Annotated in this window: 2 protein-coding genes and 2 pseudogenes; all 4 read left to right on the top strand. The window is 70.0% G+C overall.

Annotated features, from left to right (window positions below; all coding sequences use genetic code 11):
- A pseudogene (locus tag I5G_RS19870) lies at positions 1 to 1,051 on the top strand (amidase family protein); the annotation flags it as partial.
- On the top strand, positions 1,051 to 2,568 hold the full coding sequence (gene gatB, locus I5G_RS01140; RefSeq protein ID WP_022877409.1) for an Asp-tRNA(Asn)/Glu-tRNA(Gln) amidotransferase subunit GatB: 1,518 nt from the start codon (positions 1,051 to 1,053) through the stop codon (positions 2,566 to 2,568). The pseudogene I5G_RS19870 and the gene gatB, both read left to right, overlap by 1 nt.
- 344 nt (positions 2,569 to 2,912) lie before the next feature.
- Positions 2,913 to 3,587 (top strand): annotated as a pseudogene (gene dinB, locus I5G_RS19865) (DNA polymerase IV); the annotation flags it as partial.
- A 56-nt stretch (positions 3,588 to 3,643) separates the two neighbouring features.
- Positions 3,644 to 3,847: hemagglutinin repeat-containing protein (locus tag I5G_RS25645; protein ID WP_187288781.1), on the top strand; the 204-nt coding region annotated here is incomplete at its 3' end.

Raw genomic sequence — 3,847 nt, 5'->3', positions numbered from 1 at the left:
GTTCGGCCGCGGCCGTGGCNGCATTGAGGCGCCCCTCGCGCTGGGCTCGGACACGGGCGGCTCGATCCGCCAGCCCGCGCACGTGACAGGCACCGTCGGCGTCAAGCCCACGTACGGCGGTGTCAGCCGCTACGGCGCGATCGCCCTGGCATCCAGCCTCGATCAGGTCGGTCCCGTGACCCGCACCGTGCTCGACGCCGGGCTCCTCCACGACGTCATCGCCGGGCACGACCCGCACGACTCGACGTCGCTCACCGACGCGTGGCCGTCGTTCGCCGCGGCAGCCCGCGAGGGCGCGTCCGGGGAAGTCCTCAAGGGCCTCAAGGTCGGTGTCATCCGCGAGCTCGACGACCGCGGCTTCCAGAAGGGCGTCTCCGACTCGTTCCGCGCCGCTCTCGCCACGCTCGAGGCGCAGGGGGCAGAGATCGTCGAGATCAGCGCCCCGCACTTCGAGTACGGGGTCGCCGCGTACTACCTGATCCTTCCCGCCGAGGCATCCAGCAACCTGGCCAAGTTCGACTCGGTCCGTTTCGGTCTGCGCGTCACGCCGCAGGGCACCCCGACGGTCGAGAACGTCATGGCCGCGACGCGCGACGCCGGGTTCGGTCCCGAGGTCAAGCGCCGCATCATCCTCGGTACCTACGCCCTGTCGGCCGGGTACTACGACGCCTACTACGGCAGCGCGCAGAAGGTCCGCACGCTCATCCAGCAGGACTTCGACGCCGCGTTCGCCGACGTCGACGTCATCGCGACGCCGTCGGCGCCGACCACGGCGTTCCGCCTGGGCGAGCAGCTCGACGACCCGCTGCAGATGTACCTCAACGACGTGACGACGATCCCGGCGAACCTCGCCGGAGTGCCTGGCATCTCGATTCCCAGCGGCCTGGCCGAGGAGGACGGCCTGCCCGTCGGCATCCAATTCCTCGCCCCCGCCCGCGAGGACGCGCGTCTCTACCGCGTCGGCGCGGCCCTCGAGGCGCTGCTCGTCGACCAGTGGGGCGGACCGCTGCTCGACCGGGCCCCCTCTCTCACGAACGGAGCGACGCGCTGATGGCGAAAGACGCGCTGATGGACTTCGACGAGGCGCTCGAGCTGTTCGAGCCGGTCCTTGGCTTCGAGGTCCACGTCGAACTGAACACCGCGACGAAGATGTTCTCCGCCGCACCGAACCCGGCGAACGAGGCGAACCACGGCGCCGAGCCGAACACTCTCGTCGCCCCGGTCGACATGGGTCTGCCGGGTGCGCTGCCGGTCGTGAACGCGGAGGCGATCCGCTCGTCGATCAGCCTGGGCCTCGCGCTCGGCTGCTCGATCGCGCCGTCGAGCCGCTTCGCGCGGAAGAACTACTTCTACCCCGACCTCGGCAAGAACTACCAGATCTCGCAGTACGACGAGCCCATCGCGTTCGAGGGATCGGTCGAGGTCGAACTCGAAGACGGCACCATCGTCACCGTGCCGATCGAGCGGGCGCACATGGAAGAGGATGCCGGCAAGCTCACGCACATGGGCGGTTCGACCGGTCGCATCCAGGGCGCGGAGTACTCGCTCGTCGACTACAACCGCGCCGGTGTGCCGCTCGTCGAGATCGTCACGAAGCCGATCTTCGGCGCGGAGCACTCGGCTCCCGCGCTCGCGAAGGCGTACGTCGCGACCATCCGCGACATCGTGCGGGCCCTCGGCATCTCGGAGGCGCGCCTCGAGCGCGGCAACCTCCGCTGCGACGCGAACGTCTCGCTGCGCCCGCGCGGCCAGGAGAAGCTCGGAACCCGCACCGAGACGAAGAACGTCAACTCGATGCGGTCCGTCGAGCGCGCGGTGCGGTACGAGATCCAGAGGCAGGCCGCGATCCTCGCGGCCGGCGGCACGATCACGCAGGAGACGCGGCACTGGCACGAGGACACCGGGCGTACGTCGCCGGGTCGTCCGAAGTCGGATGCCGACGACTACCGCTACTTCCCCGAGCCCGACCTGCTGCCCGTCGTGCCGGCGCCCGAGCTGATCGAGGAACTGCGCGCCGCGCTGCCCGAGCCGCCGGCCGCGCGCCGTCGCCGCCTGAAGGCCGACTGGGGCTTCGCGGACATCGACTTCCAGGGCGTCGTGAACGCGGGGCTGCTCGACGAGGTCGAGGCCACCGTCGCCGCCGGCGCGACTCCCGCCGCCGCTCGCAAGTGGTGGCTGAGCGAGATCAGCCGCATCGCCAACGCCGAGGAGCGCGAGCCGGCCGAGCTCGTGAGTCCCGAGAACGTCGCCGCGCTGCAGCAACTCGTAGACGCGGGAACCCTGACCGACAAGCTCGCGCGCCAGGTGCTCGAGGGCGTCATCGCCGGCGAGGGCACCCCGCAGCAGGTCGTCGACGCCCGCGGTCTCGCCGTCGTGTCCGACGACGGTGCGCTCATCGCCGCGATCGACGAGGCCCTGGCCGCGCAGCCCGACGTGCTGGCGAAGATCCGCGACGGCAAGGTCCAGGCCGCCGGCGCGGTCATCGGCGCCGTCATGAAGGCCATGAAGGGCCAGGCCGACGCCGCACGCGTGCGCGAGCTCGTCCTGGAGCGCGCCGCCGCACAGTAAGCACCCCGGATGCCACGGCTCCCTCCCCGCGGGGTGGGGGTCGTGGCATCCGTCGTTTCCGGGGGTGGGGCCTGCGGGTGCGCAAACTCAGCGATTCGCCTTGGGTCGGTTGGCTTCGGGGGATTTGGGCTGAGGTTGCGCGGATCGCTGAGGTTGCGCGGATGGGTCGAGGCGGGGGCGGGAGCGCGTCCGGCGTAACCTCAGCGATTGGCCGCGGGTCAGTTCGGTTCGGGGGCTTACTGCTGAGGTTGTGCAGATCACCGAGGTCGTGCGGACCCCTGAAGTTGCGCGCGCCACCGCCCGGCCCGGGCGCGATGTCGGAGGCCCGGGGGAGAATGGATGTCATGGGACGCGGAGACGGCACGGGGCGCATCGTCTCGCCGCCCGACGCCGACGACACCGGCGCGGGCATCCTGCACGTCGACATGGACGCGTTCTTCGCCTCGGTGGCCGTGCTGGACGATCCGTCGCTCGCGGGGAAGCCGCTCATCATCGGCGGATCCGAGGGGCGCGGTGTCGTCTCGAGCGCGTCGTACGAGGCGCGGCGTTACGGCGTGAAGTCCGCGATGCCCGTCGCGATCGCGCTGAGGCTGTGCCCGAACGCAATCGTGGTGAACCCGCCATACTCGCGGTACACCGAGATGTCGCGTCAGGTCATGGCGATCTTCGACGAGATCACGCCGCTCGTCGAGCCGCTGTCGATCGACGAGGCGTTCCTCGATGTCCGCGGCGCGCGGCGGCTCTGGGGGAGCCCCGGGAAGATCGCCCGCGACCTCCGCGCTCGCGTGAAGGAGCAGACGGGCCTGACCTGCAGCGTCGGCGTCGCCGCCACGAAGCACGTGGCGAAGATGGCATCCACGATCTCCAAGCCGAACGGCCTCCTGATCGTCGCGGCGGCCGACACCGAGGCGTTCCTGCGCCCGCGGTCGGTCCGCGCGCTGTGGGGCGTGGGGCCGAAGGCCGCCGAGGCGCTCGAGTCCCGCGGCATCCGGCTGATCTCCGACGTCCTCGACACCCCTTGAATGCAGGAAACAACCTCACGCTCAGCACTGCGGTCACGAGCAGTAACAACACAGTGCGTTGGGATGCCAACAATGTGCTGAGTCAGGGGCAGTCCAACGAGACCGGCAGTGTGGTCAGCGGTGCGGGCAATGTATCGCTATCAGCCGGCCAGGATATCAATGCCCGAGCAGCGCAAATTCAGGCGGGTAATACGTCGGTCCTCAGTGTGTCGGCAGGCAACGATATCAATGTGGTGGCCGGTCAGAGCACTCCCGAC

Origin of the sequence: Microbacterium sp. B19 (assembly GCF_000333395.1) — a bacterium.
Classification (GTDB): domain Bacteria; phylum Actinomycetota; class Actinomycetes; order Actinomycetales; family Microbacteriaceae; genus Microbacterium.
Note: the sequence above shows the minus strand (reverse complement) of the source record. Positions and strands in the feature narration are given on the sequence as shown.

What these genes read in the sequence shown, in the direction of transcription:
- gatB (WP_022877409.1), top strand. Translation starts at nt 1,051, where the DNA reads ATGGCGAAAGACGCGCTGATGGACTTCGACGAGGCGCTCGAGCTGTTC.